Source organism: Saccharicrinis aurantiacus (genome assembly GCF_001660705.2).
Lineage (GTDB): Bacteria > Bacteroidota > Bacteroidia > Bacteroidales > Marinilabiliaceae > Saccharicrinis > Saccharicrinis aurantiacus.
Window position 1 is genome coordinate 26,123 of sequence record NZ_LYBV02000026.1, and the last position, 24,625, is coordinate 50,747.

Annotated in this window: 13 protein-coding genes; 8 read left to right on the forward strand and 5 right to left on the reverse strand. The window is 34.4% G+C overall.

Going from position 1 to position 24,625, the window contains the following annotated elements; all coding sequences use genetic code 11:
• Positions 1–2: 2 nt before the first annotated feature.
• The 3 genes from hemA to A8B35_RS10330 all read right to left on the reverse strand — a co-directional run bounded on the left by hemA (position 3) and on the right by A8B35_RS10330 (position 3,706).
• A complete protein-coding gene (hemA, locus tag A8B35_RS10320) occupies positions 3–1,259 on the reverse strand; it encodes a glutamyl-tRNA reductase (protein ID WP_068472613.1) in 1,257 nt (418 codons plus the stop codon).
• 69 nt (positions 1,260–1,328) lie between these two features.
• Positions 1,329–1,676 (reverse strand): hypothetical protein, encoded by a 348-nt coding sequence (locus A8B35_RS10325; RefSeq protein WP_068472614.1) that lies wholly within the window; start codon positions 1,674–1,676, stop codon positions 1,329–1,331.
• Between the two features lie 107 nt (positions 1,677–1,783).
• A complete protein-coding gene (locus A8B35_RS10330) occupies positions 1,784–3,706 on the reverse strand; it encodes a DUF349 domain-containing protein (protein ID WP_068472615.1) in 1,923 nt (640 codons plus the stop codon).
• A gap of 219 nt (positions 3,707–3,925) precedes the next feature.
• On the opposite strand from A8B35_RS10330, the gene trmD reads away from it, so the two are divergent.
• Positions 3,926–4,600 carry a tRNA (guanosine(37)-N1)-methyltransferase TrmD gene (gene trmD / locus A8B35_RS10335; RefSeq protein WP_068472620.1) on the forward strand — a complete coding sequence of 225 codons (675 nt, stop codon included), beginning with the start codon at positions 3,926–3,928 and terminating at the stop codon, positions 4,598–4,600.
• Here the strand turns inward: trmD and A8B35_RS10340 are convergent, their stop codons facing one another.
• Complete coding sequence (locus tag A8B35_RS10340) at positions 4,601–7,504, reverse strand: PD-(D/E)XK nuclease family protein (protein WP_068472621.1); 2,904 nt, start codon at positions 7,502–7,504, stop codon at positions 4,601–4,603.
• A gap of 210 nt (positions 7,505–7,714) precedes the next feature.
• Between A8B35_RS10340 and A8B35_RS10345 the strand changes: the two genes are divergently transcribed.
• The 7 genes from A8B35_RS10345 (at position 7,715) to A8B35_RS10375 (ending at position 23,803) form a co-directional block, all read left to right on the forward strand.
• Positions 7,715–10,531: a 2-oxoglutarate dehydrogenase E1 component gene (locus A8B35_RS10345; RefSeq protein WP_068472622.1), complete on the forward strand. Its 2,817-nt coding sequence runs from the start codon at positions 7,715–7,717 to the stop codon at positions 10,529–10,531.
• A gap of 54 nt (positions 10,532–10,585) precedes the next feature.
• Complete coding sequence (odhB, locus tag A8B35_RS10350; RefSeq protein WP_068472623.1) at positions 10,586–11,830, forward strand: 2-oxoglutarate dehydrogenase complex dihydrolipoyllysine-residue succinyltransferase; 1,245 nt, start codon at positions 10,586–10,588, stop codon at positions 11,828–11,830.
• 147 nt (positions 11,831–11,977) lie between these two features.
• The gene (locus tag A8B35_RS10355; RefSeq protein WP_068472629.1) at positions 11,978–16,126 is read left to right on the forward strand and encodes a hybrid sensor histidine kinase/response regulator transcription factor; all 4,149 of its coding nucleotides are present in this window, start codon (positions 11,978–11,980) and stop codon (positions 16,124–16,126) included.
• A 452-nt stretch (positions 16,127–16,578) separates the two neighbouring features.
• Positions 16,579–19,593 carry a SusC/RagA family TonB-linked outer membrane protein gene (locus tag A8B35_RS10360; RefSeq protein WP_171973188.1) on the forward strand — a complete coding sequence of 1,005 codons (3,015 nt, stop codon included), beginning with the start codon at positions 16,579–16,581 and terminating at the stop codon, positions 19,591–19,593.
• Positions 19,594–19,612: 19 nt separating this feature from the next.
• Positions 19,613–21,493, forward strand: a complete 1,881-nt coding sequence (locus A8B35_RS10365; protein WP_068472631.1) for a RagB/SusD family nutrient uptake outer membrane protein — start codon at positions 19,613–19,615, stop codon at positions 21,491–21,493.
• Between the two features lie 19 nt (positions 21,494–21,512).
• Positions 21,513–23,240 carry a hypothetical protein gene (locus A8B35_RS10370; protein WP_139314863.1) on the forward strand — a complete coding sequence of 576 codons (1,728 nt, stop codon included), beginning with the start codon at positions 21,513–21,515 and terminating at the stop codon, positions 23,238–23,240.
• A gap of 65 nt (positions 23,241–23,305) precedes the next feature.
• Complete coding sequence (locus A8B35_RS10375) at positions 23,306–23,803, forward strand: hypothetical protein (RefSeq protein ID WP_068472635.1); 498 nt, start codon at positions 23,306–23,308, stop codon at positions 23,801–23,803.
• Between the two features lie 184 nt (positions 23,804–23,987).
• On the opposite strand, the gene A8B35_RS10380 is transcribed toward A8B35_RS10375, so the two are convergent.
• Positions 23,988–24,479, reverse strand: a complete 492-nt coding sequence (locus A8B35_RS10380; RefSeq protein ID WP_139314864.1) for an outer membrane beta-barrel protein — start codon at positions 24,477–24,479, stop codon at positions 23,988–23,990.
• Positions 24,480–24,625 lie beyond the last annotated feature (146 nt).

The window sequence follows — 24,625 nt, forward strand, 5'->3', positions numbered from 1 at the left end:
GATTAAGAATCAAACTTAAAAAGTTGCTCTATGGAATCCAAAGACTTTGTGGATTCCCCGTTTTTAGTAACATCTTTTAAATTCCTTATAAAGCTCCTGATGCATTTTTGGGTAAGTAGGTTGGTGTATTTTTCTATTTCCTTAGCTAACTCTGGCGTTAAGTTATTTTTGTATTCATTTAATTCTTTAGCACTCAGTTCTTGAAGGTTATTGGTGATAGAATTAATTACTGGACGTAATGAACGACTATTTAACCATGCTATTGAATCACTAACCAATTCATCAATAATAATTGTAGCACCATCTACACTTAATGCACGTTTTTCACTGTGTGAATCAACAATCTTTTGTAAATCATCTACACTGAAAAGTTTTACTGCAGTTAAGGAGTTGATGTTTTTATCTATGTTTCTAGGAACCGATAAATCGATATACCATTGCTTTTTATTGTCACGGTCGTGCAATGCTTTTTCAACATCTTCTTTTGAAATTAGATATTTACCGGCATTTGTTGCTGTGATAATAATATCGACTGATGATAAGTGCTCGTGAAAATTAGCAAACAAAATAGGGTTGGCTTCAAGGTTGTTAGCAACTTCTAGTGCTTTTTCATTTGTTCTGTTCGTGATCGAAATATGTTTTACTCCTCTGTGTTTTAAATTTTGCAATGAGAGAACACCTGTTTCACCAGCTCCGATTATCAGTACTTTACTGTTTTTAAAATCAGTGGCTTCTTTCTCACAAAGATCATTGGCAACGTAGCCAATAGAGGTTGCCCCTTTTTGAATTTCAGTTTCGCTGCGAACCCTTTTGCTGCACTCAAAGGCCTTTTGAAACATACGCATTAAAACGGCATCCGTTAGGTTAGCCTCTGTCGCTGTTAGGTAGGCATTCTTTATTTGGTTTACAATCTGGTTTTCACCAATAACCATAGAGTCAACACCTGAAATTACGGTAAATAGATGTTTGATTGCATCGGCTTTGGAGTAATGATAAAAGTAATCACTATAATCTTCAGATATATCAAGTACTTCATGCACTTTCTTTAGCATATGAGCTCGCGAACGCGAAGTACAATCCGTATGTCTTGAATAGTATATCTCAGTACGATTACATGTTGCAATAATTACAATTCCTGTAATTTCAGAATGTTGCATCAAATATTCCGCAGTTGGAATTATTTTGTCTGGTGCGATGGAGAATTTATCTCTTACGTCAATTGATGCTGTTTTATGATTTAATCCAAGTATCCCTATCATTAATAATGCTTTCAGTTAAATAAATAGTCGGCTTAATTCACTGTAATTATAGGCCGATATTGCAATTTATTAAACCAAAAATGGGGGCGGGCGAGAGGTAATTTCTTCAGCATGTTGTACTTGAAAAAAACTACAGGTAAAAGAAATTAAAGGGATTTGTTTCTTATTAAAAAGAGTGTTTTTTGCCTTAATTAGCAGTTTGTTTTCAATAATTTTATTTTGAGTACAATTAAAGCTTTGAGAAGTGTAAGCTTTTGAGTCTTCAAAAGAATGAGCATCAACATTTATTTCAATGTCAGTTAAGCTTAGAGCATTGCCTTCATCGGAATTTAACACCATACTTCCATAGCCGCAGATATATACCGCAACTAAGATAATGTATGTTATATGTGAAGTCAGAACTCCGAAAAAGAACATATTGATGTTTTAAATGTGTTGGCAAAAATACTATTTGAATAGCTAAAAAACAAAAAAGCTACCTCTTAGTTCATAAGGTAGCTTTAGTATTTTAAATTAACTAGGTATTAGTCAATTCTATTTAGCATTTTAATTTTCTCTTTGAGTAATTCAATACTACGTTTTCCATTTTCTATTTTACGTTGGAAATCTTTTAGCATAGAATCAGCATTTTTACTTTTTGAGAAGAAACCAATGTTGTTTTCCCATGTGGTTATATCGGCTTCAAGTTGTTTTAATTTAAGCTGAAGCTTATGACGCTCTTGGTATACTTTATCATCAGAGTTGCCAGAGTTCTTAAGATTCTCAATTCTATTTCTGAATTTCTGAACATTCTTATGATACTCATCCATGTTGAGTGAATCGAAATGCTTGTTTATTTCATTTCTAAATTCTTGGTTCACATTGTCTTTTTCCTTGTAAGGAACGTGACCAATCTCTGAAAATTGTTTTTGAAAAGCCTGAAGAGCCTTAAACGTTTCTTCGTTATCTTCTTTGTTTACAAAAGCCTTTACTTCAGCAATTAAAGCAACCTTTTTGTCTAGGTTAGCAACTTGAGATGCATCTGCTTTATTTGCATTTTTGCTTTTGTTATCAAAAAAGAAATCGCAAGCAGCTCTAAATCTGTGCCAAATTGCATCTGATTGTCTGCGAGGTACTGGTCCAATTTGTTTCCAATCTTTCTGGATTTTTATCAGAGCTTCACTCGTTTTACGCCACTCAGTACTGTCTTTTAATTGCTCTGCAAGTTCGCAAAGTTCAACCTTTTTATTGTAGTTGTCTGATTGCTCATTTTTATAATCCTTGAAAAACGTTCTTTTGTTTTCAAAGAATTTGTCACAAACCCCTCTAAAGCGTTCGTAAATTGTATTATTATCTTTTTTAGGAGCAAAACCAATCGTTTTCCATTTTTGTTGAATGGCAATTAATTGCTTGCTTTTTTCTTCCCACTGTTTTGGCGATTCTATTTTGCCAGCAACAATTTCTTCAACTTCCTCGCAGAGTTTAGTTTTAGCTTCAAGGTTAGCGGCAAGTTGTACCTTTAAACCTTCAAAATATTCTTGATGTTTTTGATTTATTTTAGTGGTTGCGGCTTTAAAACGCTCCCAAAGTTCATCCTTAAGTTCTTTAGGTACCGGACCTATTTCACGCCATCTGTCGTGGTATTTTTGTAAGGTTTTAAAACTATTAACAACGGCTGTTTCATCAATTAAAAGCTCGGCCTTTTCGCATAGTTCTGTTTTTAGAACAAGGTTCTTTTTTAGATCTAAATCTCTTAGTTCTTTATTGATTTTTACATAGTCGTAGAAGTTTTCAACATGTAAGTTGTACGTATCCCAAACATCTCTAACTTTAGCTTGTGGTATCTGGCCTATTTTATGAAATTGCTGTTGTAACTCTCTAAAATCATGGAAGGTCTCGTTCAAAGATTCTTGTCTGTTAAGAAGGTTTTTAATCGCCTCAATAATTTCGTATTTAGCTACTAAATTGGCTTCTTTTTCAGCTTCTATTTTATGAGCAACTTCTGATTTCTTAGCCTTGAAATCTTTTATCAATGCCTTTGCCTCTGATTCGAAATGATCAATAGGTGGAGCAAAGTTTTCTTCAGGTTCACCTGATTCAAGAAATTTTTCTTTTAGAACGGCTAATTCTGCATGATATATTTTATAAAAGATAGATTTTATATCTTCAACTTCATCTTTAATCTGAAGTACTTCAAAATTGCGTGTGATATATCTTAAACGATCTACCAATTTTTCTCTTGATAAAACTGATAAATCAACTTTATCAAGTTCTGGTTTTTCTTCTTCAACCTTTGCAGTCTCTTCTGTAGTTTCTTCTACAGACTCGATAGGCTTACTCGTTTCTTCAACTGGAGTTTCAGAATTAGTATCAGAAGATACATTCTCAGGTGTCTTATTTTCAGTGTTTTCAACTGAATTCAAATCTTGTTCTTCGTTTCCAGATTTGCTTAGATCATTAGCTTCCATCAGCGTATAAGTTCGTTAGCGTTAAAAGCTCTATCTATGATAGAGTTTAATTGGCATTAATAATTCAGTACGAATATATTATATATCCTTAAAAGCGCAAATTTTTTACGCTTATAATAGTTGCTATGGAGCGATAAAAATTCAATAACCGTAAATAAAATTGTAATGGCTCTTAATTGTAATTCTGATAAATTATATTTGCGAATAAATTTTAGAAGTATGAGAATTGATATTTTAACCCTATTCCCCGAAATGTTTGTTGGACCATTAACAGAATCAATTGTTAAGCGTGGGCGCGAAAAAGGGTTGATTGATATACAATGTCATGATATAAGAGACTATACTAAAAATAAGCATAAAAAGGTTGATGATTATGCATTTAGTGGTGGTGCAGGGATGGTTATGACCATTCAACCCATTGCTGATTTAATTGAGAAGCTGAAAGCTGAAAGGGAATATGATGAAATTATTTATGTAACTCCTGATGGTGAAACTTTGAATCAGGGGATTGCAAATAGATTATCCTTGAAGGGTAATTTAATGATTTTATGTGGACATTATAAAGGTGTGGATCAGCGCATACGTGACCATTATATTACCAAAGAAATTTCTATCGGAGATTTTGTTTTAACAGGGGGCGAGTTAGCTGCCGCAGTTATTGTTGATTCTGTGATTCGTCTGATTCCGGGTGTAATTTCTGATGAAACTTCGGCATTAACAGATTCTTTTCAGGATGGTTTATTAGCACCTCCGGTTTATACTCGTCCGGCTGAATATAATGGATGGAAAGTCCCAGATATTTTACTTTCAGGTGATGAGAAAAAAATTGAAGCATGGAAAGAGGAGCAAGCCTATCAACGCACAAAAGAACGCAGACCAGACTTGCTTAAGTAATTATTTACCACAAATGTTTGCATAACTGCAGTTTTTGCAATTATCAATGTGTGTGGTTTGCTTAAATGCTACATTGGCGTTAAATAAATCTTCAAGGTGTGTAAATAATGTATCCTTAAATTCATCTTTTACCATATTAAGAGTAAGTGTTTCGGCTTTACCTCTAGCAGGTCCTTTTTTTAATGAATAATCATTGCTAGTAAATATCTTTTTAACCCAAACAACACCAGGGATATATGTTTGTGGTGACTTTTCGTTCTCTTGCAGTATAGAACTATATAATAAGGTCTGAAATATGGCCTTTAGTTTTTTATGCTTCTCTTGTTTAAATAAATCTTCAATGTTTGAGAACTTATCGTCGCCTGCACCAGTTTTATAATCGATAACTCTTATTGAGCCATCCTTTTCATCTAATCTATCAATAGTTCCACCTAGGTTCACAATAGTAGAGCTGTTGATTTTAATTTCGGCATTTACTACTTTTTCTAATCCAAGTAATGTAAATGGAGCATTTTCTTTTTCTGCTTTAAGAAATTGAATGATGTATTTTTTAATAATGTCAAAGATGAGCACATTCTGACCTTGAATGTCTTTAAAATCGGAATTATCAATTGTGTGGGTGAAATACTCCTCAAACGACTCATGTAAAATGCCGTCAATTTTCTTTTTATCTTTTAATATTAAATCAATGTGTTCTGATTTAATTTCTTGATTAAGCAGGTTGAGATAAAGCTTTTCGATGGCTTCGTGAAATAGTGTTCCAAATATCCTAGGGTCAATATCTTCAGTAACTTCATCAGGTTCATGTGCCTTTGTAACATACTTGTAGTAAAATCGCATTGGACATTCAAAGTATGTACTTAAAGCACTTGGCGATAGTTTTTTGGTATTTGGTAATAAATAAGCACTTAAGATATTCATTACCTTTTCATCTTTTTCTACAAAAAATGTTGGCGTATTGCTAATGTTTAGGTCTTCAGATACCGTAGAAAATTTCAGCTTATCACTAGGATATTCATATTTTAATTGAAATAGGAAACGACTCATTTCACCAGATTGCATTCCTTGTGCAGCTGAATTATAAAGAAGTCTTACATTTTTTGCTCTATGTATTAACCTGTAAAAGTAGTAAGCAAATATGGCATCCTGATGTTCAATGGTAGGTAAGTTAAAGGCATTTCGTAATACATATGGAATAAGTGAGTTGGTAGCACCGGTTTGTGGAAATACACCCTCATTCATATTGAGTACAACTAGGTTCTCAAAATCGAGTGCTCTTGTTTCTAGGATACCCATTACTTGCAGACCTTTAAGAGGCTCTCCACTAAATGGGATGCTTTGCATTTCTGCAGACCTCTTGTATAGTTTAATCCAAGTATCGTTTTTAATTGAAATAGAAAGGTTTTTTAATAAATCACTTATGTGATTGACCAATAAATAGGATTGGTAAATAAATTCTTTCTCAATGCTGGTATCTACAGCAGTTAAGGTTTTGAAAGATTGATAAACAGTGAAAAGGATATGGTTTAAATATTCGGATAAATTTTCGGAGCTATCTATGTATTTAAAAATCGAAGTTAACAGATGGGTGCATTGCAACTCACTTGCTTCAATATATGTTTTGTTTTTTGATACAATATCTTTTGCTAGTTTCTGATGTGTTTTGCTATCTAATGGTTCTAAATATTGGTGGGTGAGTATTGGAAGTACATTTCTAAAATAGAACCAGGTTTTGCCTTGCTTTGTTTTTCTGCAGTTCTTTTGTAATTCAAATATTAACTCAATTAAACCATATGCAGGGGTGTTTTTCATCGGATACCCCATTGTTATATTGATTGATTTTTCCTCTTTGGGAATACCATGAAGAACCGGCAAAAGCATATTCTCATCTGTTAAAATAACTGCTGTTTCAGTGGCTTTAATGTTATTTTTTGAGTCGAAAGACTCGGAATCAATATTTTTAAGGAATTGATTAATTACCTGTGTTTGCGTTGTGCTCGAAGCTACTGAGGTAATTTCGATGTTAGGAAGTGTTTTGTTTTCTGGAAACTTCCAATTGCTTGGAGCTGGAAAGTTAATTAAATTATCTTCCATAAAATGCACGGCTTCCGCTCTGGTTGGTGTTTCGTGCATTGATTTTTTCATTTGATTAGCGTTTAAAAGCCATGGTGTATAATCCCAAATAAAATCTGCCTTATCAGTAATCCTTAAGTGATGAAATAGTTTTTCTTCGCATCTATTTAGCGCGTTGAATGCCACAAAAATAATTTTAGGATGTTTGATATTAAGAGGTTCTTTATTATCAATGTTGTTGGCAATGGTTTTATAAATTTGTCCCTCATAACAAATGTTTTTTAAATGCAGACGTTTGTTAAACTCCTCATAAACATCATCTAACTTTTCCCAAATTTTCACGAAATCGGTTTGATGTTCAGACAGCTTATTGGGATTAAAGCTAGCCCAGAAACTTTTTATTACTTTAATTTGATCCTCCGATAGAAAGCTATAATCATCTTCAATTTCCTTAATGGCCAATAGGTTGGTATATACTTGTTTTGCATCGGCTCTATACTTATCTATATCATCAAAGTCGTTAAGTATAATTTCACCCCATGGAAGAAAATCGTCGAAAGACACACCTGTTTTGTAAATATCTTCGTAAACCTGATATAGTTCAAAATCCAACGTGAGTTTATCGGCGACTGGGATGGTGCTAAAATCCTGTATAAACTCATTAATTGTTAGTGTTTTGGGAGCCCATATTGGTTCTGAAACCATCTTCTTTAAATGCTCTTTAAAAAAAAGGCAAGCTCTTCTACCTGGAAAAACAAAACAAAAGTCAGTTATTTTGGTTTGGTATGTATTGTAATAATATGTAGCTAGTTCTTTTAAAAAAGTATCCATTTTGTAAAATGTTTCTTTAGGTGCGATGCAAAAATAAAATAAGAATGCTTAAGGGCACTCTTATATTTTATTTACTTTTTTTAGAATGAATAAATATTGCGCAAAAAATGATTTTTTGTAAGTTAACGATATCTTAACAGGATAGAAATTACATATATTGCAATTAAATATTAGTAATGATCTACAGCGCAAAATAATTATTGTACTTCTATGGGAGAATTTTCATTTATTGGTAATAGCGATATTGATTCGATAGAACAGCTATATCAGAATTACTTGGCAGATCCGGAATCCGTGGATCCAAGTTTTCAACAGTTTTTTAAAGGTTACGAGTTTGCGCGTAAAAATTACGAAGCGCCAACACATGGGGTTGTTGGTAAAGAGTTTAATGTTCTCAACTTAATTCATGGCTATCGTCAGCGGGGGCACTTATTTACCAAAACAAATCCGGTGCGTAATCGCCGTCAGTATTTTCCAACTTTAGATTTGGAGACTTTCGGATTAGAAACAAAGGATTTAGATACTGCATTTGAAGCAGGGAAAGAACTTGGTTTAGGAAAAGCCAAACTTAAGGATATAATAAGTCATTGTAAACGTACTTATTGTAGTTCGGTTGCAGTTGAATACCTATATATAAGACATCCAGAAGTAGTAAGGTGGCTTCAACAAAAGATGGAGGCTGTGAAGAATACTCCTAATTTTTCTGTTGAGAAAAAGAAATATATATACGACCAGTTGAATGTTGCATCTGGTTTCGAAAATTTTATCCATAAGAAGTTTGTTGGTCAAAAACGCTTTTCTCTCGAGGGTTGTGAGGGGATGATTCCGGCATTGCAAGCTATCATTAATAAAGGTGCCGAACTTGATGTTGAAGAGTTATTTATTGGAATGGCACATAGGGGAAGGCTAAATGTGCTAGCCAATGTTTTAGATAAACCTTATCAGAACATTTTTAAGGAGTTTGTTGCGGATGAATATGAAGAAGGGATTTCTTTAGGTGATGTAAAATACCACTTAGGATATCAAAATGATATTTCAGCTTCAAATGGTAAAAAGTTGAGAGTTAACCTAGCACCAAATCCATCTCACTTAGAAACTGTAGGTCCAATAATTGAAGGAATTACAAGAGCTAAGATTGAACATAAATACGATAATAATTATAATAAAGCTATTCCTATAATAATACATGGTGATGCTGCAATTGCAGGTCAGGGTGTTGTTTATGAGGTGGTTCAAATGAGTCAGTTGCCAGGTTATAAAACTGGGGGAACAATTCATGTTGTAATTAATAATCAGGTAGGTTTCACAACTAATTATTTAGATGCACGCTCGAGTACTTATTGTACCGATGTTGCCAAAGTAACACGAAGCCCTGTTTTTCATGTTAATGGCGACGATGCCGAGGCCATGGTTTATGCCATGGAATTGGCTGTTGAGTTTAGACAAAAGTTTAATGCTGATGTTTTTATTGATGTATTAAGTTATCGCAAATATGGACATAACGAAGGTGATGAGCCTAGATTTACGCAGCCTACTTTATATTCGGCCATTGCAAAACATCCAAATCCTAGAGATGTTTATGGCAAAAAGTTGATAGAAGAGGGTGTATATACGAATACTGAAGTACAAGGGCTGCAGAACAACTTTAATGAATATCTTGAAAAGGAATTGGCTGCATCTAAATTAATTGATAAGGTTGCCATCCAACGCTTTTTACATGATGATTGGGTTGATTATAGATATTCGCGAAAAGAAGATTTTGTTAAGTCAATAGACTCAGGTATAAGTGAAGAGAATGCGAAACAATTGACTGATAAATTGACTGCTCTTCCTAGTGATTTGCCTTTTTTTAGAAAGGTAAATAAGATAATGGAGGATAGAAAAAAAATGGTGGCTAACGATAAGCTTGATTGGGCTATGGGCGAATTGTTAGCCTATGCTTCTTTGGCTGAGGATGGACACCCAATTCGCCTTAGTGGTCAGGATTGTATCAGAGGAACTTTTGCGCATCGCCATGCAGGATTAACTATTGAAGATACCGATGAGCAGTATTTCCCGTTAAATCATATTTCCGAAAATCAAGCTCAGGTAAAAGTATATAACTCACTGCTATCAGAATATGGAGTGATGGGTTATGAATATGGATATTCACTAGCAACTCCTAAAGGATTAACTATTTGGGAAGCTCAGTTCGGAGATTTTTATAATGTTGCTCAGGTAATTATCGATCAATATATATCTTCAGCAGAAGAAAAATGGGGTTTAATGAATGGTTTAGTCCTTCTGTTGCCACATGGTTTTGAAGGGCAAGGGCCCGAACATTCTAGTGCTCGTATTGAGCGGTTTTTATCATTAGCTGCTAATAATAATATGCAGGTTGCGAACTGTACAACTCCAGCAAATTTCTTCCACATTCTTAGAAGACAGATGAAGAGAGAAATTAGATTGCCGCTGATTGTTTTTACGCCTAAAAGTTTATTGCGTCATCCGAAATGTACTTCTACTCTTCAAGATTTATCAGGTAACTTCCAGGAGGTGATTGATGATGATAATGTAGATGTTGAGTCAGTAAAACGATTGGTGTTTTGTAGTGGAAAAGTGTATTACGATCTTTTAGCACGTAAAGAAGAACTTGATGCAAAAGATATTGCTTTGATAAGAATTGAACAGTTACATCCATTTCCAAAGGAGCGATTAGATGAGATTGTTGCTAAATATAAAAATGCCTTAGTCAACTTGTGGGTTCAAGAAGAACCTGAGAATATGGGTGCATGGAAATATATGCGGGCTATGTTTAAGGCAATAAAAATGATTCCTGTAGCTCGATTAGCAAGCGGAAGTCCAGCAACCGGACTGAATGGCTTGCATGTAATAGGACAGAAAGAGATTGTTGATAAAATATTCAGACCATGTAATTGTGAGTTGAAGAATAAGTATTGTGGATTGCAATGTGCAGAAGGTAAAGACAGACAAGAAGCACTGAAACAGCATATGTATTTCCCACAAAAATCTCGTTTTTCAATTTAATAAATACACAATAAACAACGTGTACTTAAGTGTACTGGAATAAAATTGCAAGTTATGATTATTGAAATAAAAGTACCATCGCCAGGAGAGTCAATAACAGAAGTAGAAATAGCTTCATGGTTAGTTAGTGATGGTGATTTAGTAACAAAAGATCAAGAATTAGCAGAAATAGAATCAGATAAGGCAACCCTTACTATTGCTGCAGAACAAGCTGGTAAAATAAAAATTTTATTAGAGCCCGAAGTTTTAGTTGAAGTAGGTGCTATAGCATGTACAATTGATACATCAATTGTTCCAAAAGAAGGAGCAGAGCCTGTTACTCCGAAAGCAGAAGAAAAAGTAAAAACAACAGAGGAGTCGAAACCTGATGTTAAAGAAAAGGCTTCTGTACCTAATGAGTTATCAAAAGTTAAGGTAAGTCCGGTTGCTCAAAATATAATGGAAGATGAGGGTTGGACTGTTGAAGATGTTGTTAAAGGTCTGCACCGAATTTCTAAAAAAGAGTTAGAAGCAGTAAAAAATAATGTCAATAGTGCAGTTTCTTCTGGTTTAGAAAATGAACCAAAAGAAAGAGCATTGGATAGAAATAAAATGAGCTCCTTACGCAAGAAGTTGGCTCAGCGTTTGGTTGCTGTAAAGCAAGAAACTGCAATGCTTACTACTTTCAATGAAGTGGACATGACTAATATTATGGCACTGCGTAAAAAGTACCAAAGCTTGTTTGTTGAAAAGCACGGTGTTAAACTCGGTTTTATGAGCTTTTTTATAAAGGCATCTGCATTAGCGATGGCAAAACATCCAATGGTAAACTCAATGATTGATGGTGATGAAATAGTTACCCCAAATTACGTAGATGTTTCTGTGGCAGTTCAAACGCCTAAAGGCTTAATGGTTCCTGTTATTAGAAATACAGAATCTATGAGCTTAGCTCAAATTGAAGACACACTAAAGCAGTTGGCTGTAAAAGCAAGAGCTGGAAAAATAAGCTTAGATGAAATGACAGGCGGATCATTTACGGTCACCAATGGAGGTGTATTTGGTTCTATGTTGTCAACTCCACTTATTAACCCTCCTCAATCCGCTATTCTGGGTATGCATAATATTGTTGAGCGCCCAATGGCTGTTAACGGAAAGGTTGAAATTCGACCAATTATGTACACTGCTTTATCTTACGACCATAGGATAATTGATGGTAAAGATTCTGTTGGCTTTTTAGTAACTCTTAAAAAGATGTTAGAGAACCCTGAATTAATGCTTACAGGCGGCGATGAATTAGAAAAATTAGTGCTCGATTTATAGAAATAATCCTGTTGAAATAATAACATACCCCCGATATATTCATCGAATGTATCGGGGGTATTCTTTTTTAGAATCGTAAAAAAAAATATCTATGTTTGTAATTCCTCTTACCCATATCGCTAAATACCGTAAAATATAAACTAAAGTATGTTGCAAAAGATATTTATTACAAGCCTTTTAATTTTAGGATTCTTAGTTTCAATAACTGCAGAGGAACGCATACTTAATTACTCAAATAAATATACCATTAATAATGGTTTAGCTCATAATGGGGTAACTTCAATATTAGAAGATTCAAGAGGCTATATTTGGGTAGCAACATTCGATGGTTTAAATAAGTATGATGGTTATGCTTTCGAATCGTACCGGAATACTATGGATAAAGATTTATTTAAGAGTAATAGAATACGTACCCTTTTAGAAGATTCAAAGGGCAATGTGTGGGTTGGTACTGATGAAGGTATCTCAATCTACGACTACCAAATGCAACAATTTAATATACTCGATATTCCTAACGATTTGGCGAGTGTATATAACAGACCAATGGTTCGTAAGATAGTAGAGAATACAGATGATAAAACATTTGTAGTTGCTACAGAAAACAGCGGGGTATGGATATTTGATGATAACTATAATTTTATTGCGAGTTACAATGCACCTCGAAGTATTGCAACCGGTAATGGTGATATTGATTTTTACGATGCTATTTTCCTAGGTCAATCAAATTATCTTTTTGCCAGTAGCCGAGGAATCATCTTATTTAATATTAAAACTAAAGAATTTACTAAGATATTTAAGAATCAAGTTGCTCGTATCGCATACTCACTTAGTAAGATTGATTCATCTAGCTTAATAGTTACTTTATCTCGAGGTGTGGGTGTTATTAATTATAAACATTCACCTAAGGGTCCTCAATTTGAGTTTAAAGAAAAGGTTTTAACAGATTATCAATTTAATGTTTCTGCCATTGATAATAATAGTAGTCTTTGGCTTGGATCTTCCAAAAAAGGAGGCATTATTCAAGTACCTAATGTAAACTCAATAGATGAAAGTAAAATAACAATACATGCGCCTATTGATAGTTATGTTGAGCGACTAAAGGTTAGTTGTTTCGGAATAACAAAAAATAAAGGTTGTTGGGTGGGTACTTTTAATAAAGGTATGTTTGAGTTTGAATCTATCACAAATCCATTCTTTACTTTTACAAAAAACAGAAAAGATAAAAGAATACCTCTTGATGATGAGTTTACATTTCTGAGCATTTACGATGATGAAAGATTTTTGGTTGTATCAAGAACAAAAGGCCTGTATATATATAATATCTTAAAGAAGAAATTTGAGAAGTTACCATTTAATATTAATGCAGAAAAGGCAAGTATAGTTAAGGCAGCTTATAAAGACTCGCGCGGAAATCTTTGGTTAGCTTTTAGAGGTTCTAATGAAATTGGACGAATAAGACCAGATAAACCTTGGTTACAAATTGCTGCTGATAATTCAACTTTTGCCCGTGATTTTTCAATGCGTTCTATAGTTGAGGATGCAGATAGTAATATTTGGATAGGTGGAACAAGCGGAATTATACGTATTCGATTAAACCAAAGTAATACCGTTAAATCTTTAGAGCGATTAGATAAACACTTATTCTTTAAAGATAGAGGTGCACCAGAGGTTCATAGGTTATATTCGGATAAAAAGAACCATTTAATTTGGGCAGGTACTAAAACAGAAGGTATATATCGCATAAATACCAAGGGTGCGCGAACACTTCAGGATGTTAGGTTGGATATATATAAGCGAGATGTTAAGAAACCAAATTCACTATCGAGTAATTCGGTTACTTCTTTTATTCGTTTAGAGAATGATGAATTCTGGATTGGAACCGAAGGCGGCGGTATATGTAAGGTACTCAATAGTACTGCCGAACCTAAATTTCTTCCATTCACTGAAAAATCAGGATTGTCAAATAATGTAGTCAAAAATGTTTTAGCAGATAACGAGCATAATTTATGGGTTTCCACTAATATTGGCTTAAATAAATTTAATCCAAAAGATAAACGATTTAGAGTTTACGGAGCAGAGGAGGGCCTACCATTTGAAGATTTCTGGTACCCTGGGTTTAATATGGCTAATGGTACGCTTGTTTTTGGAGGACTTCAAGGATTCGTATGTTTTAATCCTAAAGAGTTGGCCTATCAAGAGCCATTACCAAATGTAGAGCTTGGCGATTTAAAATTGTTTAATAAGAGTGTTATGCCTGGCGATACTATAAATGGTAGGGTATTGTTAAGTGAACGAATTAATAATCTGAATAAAATTACACTTCAACATGATGAGAATGTTTTCTCAATTGAAGTTAGATCACTCCATTTCTCAAACCCCAAAACACATTACGTAAAGTATAAAATATTACCTATAAATGATGAGTGGATTGAAGTGTCCTCCGATCAGCGTAATATATATAGTAATGGTTTGCCAGCAGGTACCTATACCTTAAGAATTGTTGCATCCAATTCGTTTAATAAATGGACAGAGCCTCGTGATCTAGAAATTGAAATATTGCCCCCGTTTTGGAAAACAGGAACAGCCATGTTTTTATATATGATTGGACTTGTAATTATATTGCTGATAATACTAAGGTTTGTTCAGCGTGTTTCATTTTTAAAGCATAGTGTAGAGCTTGAGCAAATTGAAAAGAAGAATGCATCAGAGGTTAACTCTGCCAAGCTTCGATTCTTTTCTAATATCTCTCACGAAATTAAAACACCATTAACCTTAATTTCCGGACCAATTAATTTGTTGTCAGAAAAGTATAAGTCATACCCAGATATTTTCGAAAACCTTAATAGAGTGCAGCGTCAGTCACGCAAGATTTCTCAATTAATTGATCAGGTTCACGACTTTCAACGATCAGATGCTGATTTACTTGAAATGCACCACACTCAATTTAGTGTGGATATGTTTATCGACGACTTAACTACGGACTTTAACTTTTTGGCTGATCGCGATAATAAAAACCTCGTAATTAATAATAATCAGAGTGGATTGTTTGTGTGGGCAGATCGTGATAAGCTTGAAAAAATAATAAACAACTTATTAAGTAACGCATTTAAATACACAACAGCAGAAGATACAATTACAGTTGATTATGGTGTTGAAAATAATGAGTTGTTTATTAAGGTAAAAGATACGGGTAGAGGAATTGACGAAAGCGATTTGCCTCACATCTTTGAGCGGTTTTATCAATCAAAAATCAAGCATGGAGCATATATTGGTGGCTCGGGAATAGGTTTGGCATTCTCAAAAAGACTTGTAGAAATGCACTATGGCAATATCACAGCAGAGAGTGAAGTGCATGTTGGTACTACTATTACTGTGCAATTACCAATTTTAAAACAAACAGATACAGCTTCAATTAGCGAAGAAAAGCAGCTGCTTGCGCAAGAGGAGAAATTAGAGGTAAAAGCAAATGAAATATCAAGTAGTGTTGAAGATTTAAAAGGTTTATCTGTTTCTGATGACCTTAAAAATTCAAGGATATTCTTTGCTGAGGATAATACAGAAATGAGGAATTATGTATCCGGTATTTTGTCCGATTTTTTTGAGGTTAAAACATTCAAGAATGGTCAAGAGTGTATTGATGCAATGCACGAAGAATGGCCCGATTTAGTATTGAGCGATGTGCTCATGCCTGAATTAAACGGATTAGAATTGTGTAAAAATATTAAGGGTGATATTAAAACCAGTCATATTCCGGTAATCTTACTTACGGCTTGTACTACTATTGATGATCAAATAAAAGGAATACAAGAAGGTGCCGATGCTTATATACAAAAACCCTTTAATGCACAGCACCTACTTACAAGTATTGAGGCTTTACTTACCAATAGAGCAGCTTTACGTGAAAGGTTTAAGGTAGAAATACCATTAAAGCTAAATAAAGAAACAGACAATATAAACGATACGGTTTTTCTAGAAAAGCTGTATAATATAATGGAAGAGAATTTAGATAACCAGAATGTTGATTTTAATGACATTGCTCGTAAATTATACTTAAATCGTACGCATTTCTATCAAAAGGTAAAAGCTGTTACAAACCAAACACCTTTTGAGTTGATACGCATGTATCGTATCAAGAAAGCTGCTGAATTTTTTGCTCAAGGAACTTACTCCGTAAATGAAGTCTTTATGATGACTGGTTTTAAAAGTAGATCACATTTTACAAAATTATTTAAAGAGAAATATGATGTGACCCCTGGTAAATATGCCAGCGAGGCACTAAAGAGAATTAAAGAATAAGAATTAAGAATATTGATTACAAAAGCTGAAACTATTACTATGGTTTCAGCTTTTTTTTGCGCCTATATTGAGCGAATCTGCTTAAAGAATGTGTTGTAATAGCATAACTTATTCAATCAGGGCTACGTTAATAGTTGCAAAAGCATGTTTTAAGTTGTTTTTTGAGTAGTGTGGGTGTTTTGTGTTTAATTGATTGTTGTGTAATGTGTTGTGTTGTTTTTGGGGTAGGCTGCATTTGCTAAATTACCTTGAAGTACAACAAGATTATTAGGACACACCAGTGTAATTAACAAAAATTAGAGATTTGTTACGGAAATTATAATGATGTGATTCTGTCTTGATGAATCTCTAAGCAAAAATCCAATTAATATTCTATGATGATGAAATTAATGATGATTAAAAATCGGCATAAGAGTCTCCTTCTTATGCTATTTTGCACTTTGTTTTTAAGCGTGAGTGCACAAAATGGTAACTTAAAGGTAACGGGTGTTATCGTAAGTTCAGAAGATAATTTACCTATCCCAGGGGTAAGTGTTGTTGTAAAAGGAACAACAAATGGAACCATTACTAATATGGATGGGGTCTACAATTTAGCAGCCAAAAAAGGAGATGTACTTGTATTTAGCTTTATTGGTATGCAAATTCAAGAAAAAACAGTTGATAAGGCAAAGATAGATGTGCTAATGTCTCCTGAGAGTTTTGATATTGATGAAGTTGTGGCCATTGGTTATGGTGTTCAGAAAAGAAAAGAAGTAACCGGAGCAGTTACTCAGGTAAAAAGTGATCAGATAGAAAATTTTGTAACGCCTGATTTAGGTTCTGCACTTCAAGGGCAGGTTGCCGGGGTTACGGTTAATGCATTATCTGGTGAGCCAGGAGAAGGGTCTAGTATCTTGATTCGTGGACTTTCATCTATTACAGGAGGTAACGATCCGCTTTGGGTTGTTGATGGTATACCTCAACCTTCAGATCCTCGTTTGAGTATGAATGAAATAGAGAGCTTAGATATCCTTAAGGATGCCGCCTCATGTGCTGTATACGGTACGCGTGGAGCAAGTGGGGTTATCTTAGTTACCACAAAGGGTGGTACCGAGGGTACGGCCAAGATTTCTGTTACCGGGTCATATGGTATTAGAAATATCATGTCGGGTACTCCGGTTATGAATTCTACAGAGCAATTGTATTTTGAAATGAATAGAATCAACTACGTTGATGAAATGAGTGGTGTCGATAATTTAATCACCAATCAGAATCCGCATTGGTTAGCTAATGAAAGTAACTTAGATGATATGTTTTTAAATGATAATTCTATGACACAGAATTATGGAATAACGATATCAGGAGGTACCAAGCAAATGTCTTACAGTTTAGTAGCAGGATATTACGAAGAAGAAGGGGTGTTTTTAAATTCAAACTTTAAACGCTTTAATACTAGAGCAAATACGGTTTATCGTTCAAAGAATAATAAACTATCGATAAATGGTAGCATTGCTGTTATTCTAGAAGATAAACAAAAGCCTGGCACTAACTTTTTAAATACTATACTGAAGTATAAGCCTTATCAGCCACAAGTCTCTCCAGATACAGAGTTAGCAGAGGCAGGTTCAGGTACTGATCGTAACAATATGAATGCTGTATTAACAGCAATGAATAAAAAAGATAATACCAATACGGATCGAATTAACACGAGCTTCCTTTTAAATTATGAAATCATTAAAGGTTTAAAGCTTAGAGCTCAGGGTGGTGTTGCTGTAATTAATACCAACCAATCTCTATTTAATCCAAGATATGCTCTTGATCTTAATTTTGATGAGGGTAGAGAAGAGGATCTAACAAAGAGTTATAGCGGGTTTGCTTCTACAAGAGCAGCTAATTACAACGCTGAAACAGGGTTAAACTATACTACAAAAATTAATAAGCATCATAAAATTACAGGTTTACTTAACTTCTCTTACGAGGAGTATAATTCAGGTAAGATACAGGGTCAAAAACAAGGTGTTTATAACAACAATGTTGAGGTAATTAATGGAGCTACCATATTTCCTACATTGGAATCACTAGGTTATAGAAAAACAGTAACCATAGGAACATTAGCTCGTGTGCAATACGATTTTAAAAGTAAGTACATGCTAAGTGCTTTGGTACGTAGAGATGGATCCTCTCGATTCGGTTCAGAAAATCGTTGGGGTACTTTTCCTTCGTTCTCTGCCGGATGGAATATTTCAGATGAAGACTTCTGGAGTACAATGAGTAACACAATTAACTCATTAAAGTTAAGAGCGAGTTACGGACAAACGGGTAATGATAAAATCGGTGATTATCTATATAATAACCTTTATGTATTTGGTTACGATCAAGTGTTTCAACAGGGAGCTTCAGATATTCATAATATTGGAGTTATTCAAGATTCATATGGAAACCCTGATGTAAAGTGGGAAACTTCAATACAGCAAAATATTGGTATCGATATGGGGTTTTTATCTAATAAAATAACATTCAATGCCGACTTCTACAATACCGAGAAAAAGGATATGTTATTTCCTGTGCGCCTGCCAACTTCTGCAGGTGTGGGAACTAAAGGTACGTATACTGCTAATGTGGGTAATATGCGTAACCTAGGTTATGAACTTGCTGCACGTTATCGTTTTAAAACAGGCGATTTTAGTTGGGATTTAAGCGGAACCTTCACGCAGAATAAGAATGAGGTATCTGATATGTATGGTGAAACCGAAATTATTTACACTACCGGGCAGGTAATAAGTGGCGATGCATCTGCTGTAGCTACTACAATCGCAGATGGGTACGAAGCAGGAGCTTTCTTTTTGTATCAAACGGATGGCATAGTTAAATCAGATGCGCAATTGGCCGAATACCAAAAATTGGTTCCAACGGCACGTTTAGGGGATCTTATTTATAAAGATATGAATGGAGATGGTGTTATCGATGATAAAGACAAAGCTTATTCAGGTTCTGCATTTCCTGATTTTGAAACAGGTTTAAATATTAAAGTAGATTATAAAGGATTTGACTTGTCAATGCAATGGTATGCCAGTGTTGGCGCTGAAATTATTAATGGTAGTAAAGCAACTGCCTTTACGTGGGGCCGTCACAGTGACTTAGCTTATATGTGGACGCCTAATAATCCTGATTCAAATATTCCAATTTATGTGGGAGATTCAAAAACTCATCCGAATTATTCTGGAGCAACAGATTTATGGGTAGAAGATGCGTCTTATTTGCGATTAAAGATGGTGAGTTTAGGATATAATTTTTCAAATCGTATCACTCATAATTTAGGGATGAGTAACATGAGAGTTTATGTAACTGCTCAAAATCCGCTAACAATAACTAACTACGAAGGATATGATCCTGAAATAGGAAGTTCAAATCTTAATAATAGAGGTATTGATAGGGGTAACTATCCGGTTAGTGCGCTTTATTTAATAGGTTTAAAACTAGACTTCTAATTAATAAAAAGTTATTACAATGAAACGATATACATATTTATCATTAATAGCCCTACTACTAGGAGTGTTTGTTACAAGCTCATGTGTAGATAGTTTGCTCGATCAAGACAATCCTAACGGGATTAATAAAGAAGACTTTTATACTACTTTAGATGAAAGTGAAAGTGCAATAAACTCGCTTTATTCTACAATGAGAAATCATTGGATTGTAAGCGCTAAAGAAGAATCTTTACGTTCTGATTTAGCTTGGCCAGGCAGACGTTCAGGAAACATTGTTGCCAATAACGTTTTTTATAATCAAACATATCTTGATATCACAAAGGATGTTGATGAAAAATGGGCAGCTTACTATCAAGGAATATTCCGAGCAAACCAGGTTATAGAGGGATTAAATAAAATGAAAAGGGAGTTAACAACCACCGATGAAAGTCTTCTTAAAAGGTGGGATATGCAAATGGGAGAAGCTCGATTTTTCAGAGGTTTATTTCATTTCTATGCACACTCTCTTTATAACGATGGTAAAGTATTAATAAGAGATACGGTGCCTGTTAGAATTACCGATTTTAACACGCCATTATCAAGTTCTGAAGATGTGATTGCATTCTTTAGAAAGGATTTAAAATTCGCTTACGAAAATCTTCCTTTACCATCTGAAGTTACTGAAAGTGGAAGAGTTACTAAAGGAACTGCAGCTACTATTCTTGGTACCTCACATTTGTATCAGCAAGAATATAGCGAAGCAAGTATTTACTTTAGTGAGGTGATAAATGACCTTGGATATTCTTTAGAAACAGATATTAGCAAAATGTTTACTGATGCAGGAGAGTTTAATTCAGAATCAATATTCGAGATTGCTTATTCTTCAGAGATTTTGCCAGAATTAAGCCAGTGGGACGAAGAAAGTATGCACAATCGTTGGGCTCGTGGATTTGCTCCTTGGGGTGTGCCACAAGGAACTACTGATTGTGTGCCAGCTTCTTGGTTAGCTTATGAATATTTTGTGGATTCTATTAATATTAAGGACCCACGCAATTTATACGAGAAGGATTATTCTACTCTTAAACCAGAAGGTGTTGCTCCTATTTATCAAGAGTCTTCATTGAGAGCAAGAGCAATGGTTGCCATACCAACAAGCTTTGAAACGCCTTTCTATTTAGATATGAATTCTGCTAAATTGAATGTATTTAAAAATTTAACACCGTGTTTCTGGAAAAAATATACCAATCATGATATCACCGATAGTGAAAATACTATAATGGGTGTAAACTGGAAGTCACCATGTAATGTAATAATGAATCGTTTGTCTGATGTGTATTTAATGCAAGCAGAATGTGAATTGTTAGGAAATAATAATGTTAATAATGCATTAGAATTAATTAACGCTATTCGTGATAGATGGGGGTTGATTCATTTAGGTCCTGATGCTGATACGGATACACACACTTATGATGGAGTTACTTATGATAAAATATCCTTAATGAAACATTTAATGTTCAAGGAAAAGCCTCTTGAGCTATCTGCAGAAGGGCATAGTATTAGAGCCATTGATATGCGTAGATGGGAAAAAATTCCAGAGCTTTCTTTTAGTATTAAGCAAAGGTTTCAGGAATTGAGTAACGATAGTTACCATGTAGAACCATACAAATTACCACAAGAAGTTTCGTCACCAACAGTAAATAAGCCAGACGCTATGGCTAGCGTTCGTAATCAGTGTGTGATAAAAAAAGGCGCAGTTGTGTATGATCCAACTAATCCTGATCATGCAGGTTATAAAGATGAAGAAGCATTTTGGAGAGCTTACTCAAATATGCCACAAGAATTTTTAAATGCCAAGTCTTTTTATAAGAGTGCTTATTTGCCTATACCATTAAGCGAAAAGCAAAATAACCAAGCATTATAATTATTTATAGTTAAACGATATGAAGAATAGAATATATATCATCTCATTAGTCTTAATTAGCATGTTATATGCTTGTAAAGATGAATATGAGGCGCCAATGTTTTTGGCTGATGCCTCGTGGTTAATAAGCGAAACTAATAATGTACGTATTAACGAAGGAATATATGTTATTAACGAAGGGCACTGGATTTCATTTGCTGATTTATCGCAAGGTACACTCAGTCATACCTGGACTATTAGTGATGGAACACAATTTATGAAAACAGGTTTTGGAAAAGATGAAGAAGATTACTCTCAATTCGTAATTCCAAATTCGGGTAATGTGAGTGAAGATGCAAAAATTCATGTGTACTTTGGTGATGCAGGAGAAAGAACGGTTCGTTTGTATAATACCTTCCCTGATTCTGTAGCATTTACATCCACAGGAACTTATAAGAATAATGGAGAGTTAGAATACCCAGGTGATACTTTAGTATCGCATAAAGTGGGAGATGAGTGGGTTATTGATACTACTTTTGTTGTAGATGTATATGCTGATGTTCAGCCAGAATTCTATATTTATAAAGCCTTAGAATCTGGAGATAGCTTAGTGTATCATTTAAAAGCAGGAGAAATTTATACGATAGAGGATTCTCTTAATTTTGCCCAAGTAAACTTAGAAATGGGGCAAGAGTTGCGTGTAATTGATTCTACAAAATTCGATAGACCTGATGGTAGAGAATGGGCTATAGACCATGGACTCAAGAATCCTACAAAAACCGAAGCTCTAGATACGCTTATCTCTTTTGATTCATTAGATACACTAGTGATGGGTAGTATAAAGGTGTTTCGAATAGCACCAGAGAATATTGTTTCAACTTTAATACCGGTCATCGTTAATGTTGGACCTTCGAGTGAGTCTTTTAAAGTCAATGGAGAAATATATGAAACTTCGGTTAAAGAAGATAACTCTTTGAGCTTTACGGTTTCTGGTTCCGTAGGTAAAATTGGTGCTAATGCAGCTAATGCATTTACTGTAAATGTAGATGGAGTTGGAGCAGTTGATGTTTCTAGTGTAAAGACAGACCGCGATAATGCAAGTGTTTTGGTTTTATCATTATCAGCAAATATTTATAATAGTGATGTAATAACAGTTGCCTATCAACCGACAAGTGAAGATCAGCAAATTCTGAGACAAGATACAAGAGTGCTCGAAGGATTTGATGCACAAACAGTGGTTCCATATTTTACAAATTTAGTTTATAATACAGAAATAGCAGGTATCGAGGTAACTCATTCAAATACAGGTAATGGTGCTGGTGCTGATGGCTGGTGGGTAGGCGCTTCAAACGAAGGAGGTATCTATCAACGAAGTACTGACCAGGCAAATTCAGGCGAAGCTTCAATGCGATACAATAGCGATATATCAGCAGATCCAGCAGGGATAGCTAATATGACTTTACAAGGCTCTAAATTATTACAAGGTTTACCTACGGATGTAAGTAGATATAGAGTATCTATTTCTATTTATCTTGATGCAGCAAATACCATGGTAGAATTTTATTCCGGTCCCAAAGGAGCGGCTAATACCACATCATGGGATATCAGCAGTACACCAAGAGGTCAGTGGGTGAAATTAAGTCAAGATGTAGATATAAGCGCTGATAATATATCTGAGAATAGATATGATTTTGTTGTGAAAGGAAATGGAGCAGGTCAAATATTATATTTTGATGATTTTGAAATAGCTCCTCTATACGAGAGATAAGTACTTTTTAATTATTGTATGAGTTATTTACATTTATGCGAATGAGTTATCTTAAAAAATAAAAAATGAACAATATATATAAATACAGTTTATTGGCAGTTGTGTTTGTGCTTACGCTTACAAGCTGCGAAAAAAAGGAATGGCAAAACAACCCTATTGAAAAAGTACCTGTTTATGCAATATCAGATATTGAGCTAACCACACCTGATGTTCATGAAACGGAAAGTTCAGTAGAAAGTATTGATATTTACGAAAATCAGGCGATTCATATTTCAAAAACAGCAAGTTTTCTAACTCAACAAAAATTAGAAGCAATTGCTGTGCAAATAGCAGAGGGTGTTACATCGATCGACTATACTGCCATCGGAGAGTTTTATTTTGTATCAATAGATGAAGAAACAGGATTCCCTGAGGCTGATACTATTGTTAATCCCCATTATTCATATATGATAATGAATAATAAAGGAACTTTAGATATAAGTAAAATGGATGGAGAAACAAAAGAAGTGATTCGTTCTTACGCTTTAAAAGCTAAGGTATCAGAAAAATATTTCCCACTTTAAGTTAAAAGGTACTTGTTGTGTGTACATAAATAAAGAAGCCTCGCACATAGCGGGGCTTCTTTTGTTTATTCTCAAAACTCAATAAATATAGGTCGGGCACGCCTACCTATATCCGGAGTAAGGGTCACTAAGTTCGGAGCAATAACTAGGAATGCTTCTTTGTGAGATAGAGTAATGATGCCTTTTAAAAATGAAAATAAACCGACATCGTTAAATTGGTAGCATCTAAACCAAAAAATGAAGTGCTTATATCGTCTCTGTTATCACTATAATTAATAGTATCGAAACTGAATAAATTAGTAGAGGCAACAAACGACCATTTGGGAGTAAACCAATATTGCAAACCGGGTCTAATTTGAATTCTAAACTGACTGTAATTATCTGCGCCACCAAAAGCCAGAGTACCATCTCCAAAAAACTTAAACTGTTCAGTAACCCCAAGGTAATACCTAAAATAAGGTTCAATAAGCCAATCATCATCAGATAGAATTAAATTAGCACCCAATCCCATATTTTCATTAAACAACATGCCCCATTGCGGACTAAGATTCCAACCATCATTGTCGCCACCATTGAAGCCAATGCCGCCACCAACCCACATTCCTTTATTCTCCTTTTGTGCCATAGCGCCAATAAAAAGCATGCACATTACTGTTATTACAAGAGTCTTTTTCATAATTAACTAATTATTGATTTATACTTTATGATATAACTAATATACTGCGAATAACAATAAAGCACCAGTGTACATGGGTTTATGTGAAAGTATTTTATCCGTAAATAAGTTATTCTTACGCTTAAGTAAGTATTAAACTAACAGAT

Coding starts and splice junctions, on each gene's coding strand:
- hemA (WP_068472613.1), bottom strand. CDS start 1,259: ATGATAGGGATACTTGGATTAAATCATAAAACAGCATCAATTGACGTA.
- A8B35_RS10325 (WP_068472614.1), bottom strand. CDS start 1,676: ATGTTCTTTTTCGGAGTTCTGACTTCACATATAACATACATTATCTTA.
- A8B35_RS10330 (WP_068472615.1), bottom strand. CDS start 3,706: ATGGAAGCTAATGATCTAAGCAAATCTGGAAACGAAGAACAAGATTTG.
- trmD (WP_068472620.1), top strand. CDS start 3,926: ATGAGAATTGATATTTTAACCCTATTCCCCGAAATGTTTGTTGGACCA.
- A8B35_RS10340 (WP_068472621.1), bottom strand. CDS start 7,504: ATGGATACTTTTTTAAAAGAACTAGCTACATATTATTACAATACATAC.
- A8B35_RS10345 (WP_068472622.1), top strand. CDS start 7,715: ATGGGAGAATTTTCATTTATTGGTAATAGCGATATTGATTCGATAGAA.
- odhB (WP_068472623.1), top strand. CDS start 10,586: ATGATTATTGAAATAAAAGTACCATCGCCAGGAGAGTCAATAACAGAA.
- A8B35_RS10355 (WP_068472629.1), top strand. CDS start 11,978: ATGTTGCAAAAGATATTTATTACAAGCCTTTTAATTTTAGGATTCTTA.
- A8B35_RS10365 (WP_068472631.1), top strand. CDS start 19,613: ATGAAACGATATACATATTTATCATTAATAGCCCTACTACTAGGAGTG.
- A8B35_RS10370 (WP_139314863.1), top strand. CDS start 21,513: ATGAAGAATAGAATATATATCATCTCATTAGTCTTAATTAGCATGTTA.
- A8B35_RS10375 (WP_068472635.1), top strand. CDS start 23,306: ATGAACAATATATATAAATACAGTTTATTGGCAGTTGTGTTTGTGCTT.
- A8B35_RS10380 (WP_139314864.1), bottom strand. CDS start 24,479: ATGAAAAAGACTCTTGTAATAACAGTAATGTGCATGCTTTTTATTGGC.